This is a genomic window from Staphylococcus sp. 231237_7MaSpsaltlick (assembly GCF_043107035.1).
This window is the reverse complement of the sequence record NZ_JBICNX010000258.1, coordinates 1-625: the sequence shown is the minus strand read 5'-3', so window position 1 is coordinate 625 and position 625 is coordinate 1. Positions and strand designations below refer to the sequence as shown.

Sequence of the window (625 nt, the reverse complement as noted above, 5' to 3'; positions counted from 1 at the left end):
GTATTATATCTCCTAGTTCAGAATAACAGAGGTGTAGAGCAGTCATTTATGAGCTCTGAAACACACTCAGAAGATGACATTAATAAAAAGTTTGATGAATATGTTGAAAAAGAACAGAAAGAACTAGAAGAGAAACGAGCTAAAAAGGATAAATAATATGTATAGCCCTAGGAAATCCTAGGGTTCTTTTTATGCCTGTAATGTGTCTTTAGGCTTTATGATACCTTGAGCAGTAAATAATAAATCAGTTTTTTGAATTTCAGCTAGTCCTGCTAGTGGATTCTCATTATGTTCAAATTCAGGATAGCTTCCTTCTATATTTAATGGCTTGCGTGTGTTCATAGCTTCTTTAATGTTATTGTCCCCTACACTCTATATAAGAAGTGTTAATTACGGACAAGTGCCAGAAGAAGAGCATTATAGTATCTATGTAATGTTTGCTACTAAAGACATTGTGAATACTGAATTTATAGATGTTTATACGTTTGATAAGTAATTGGATAAAGAATACATTGATTTATTTTGGGACAGGGATAAGTAATTAATAAGGAGAGGTTAATATGAATGATAAACAATTAGAGCAAATCATTAAGAATCAAGAGCTTATCATCACAATGTTATATTA

The 625-nt window shown here is 31.2% G+C and carries 1 protein-coding gene; it reads right to left on the bottom strand.

The window, feature by feature from the left end:
• Window positions 1-189: 189 nt before the first annotated feature.
• Window positions 190-342 (bottom strand): hypothetical protein, encoded by a 153-nt coding sequence (locus tag ACF91D_RS31325; protein WP_392438633.1) that lies wholly within the window; start codon window positions 340-342, stop codon window positions 190-192.
• Window positions 343-625 lie beyond the last annotated feature (283 nt).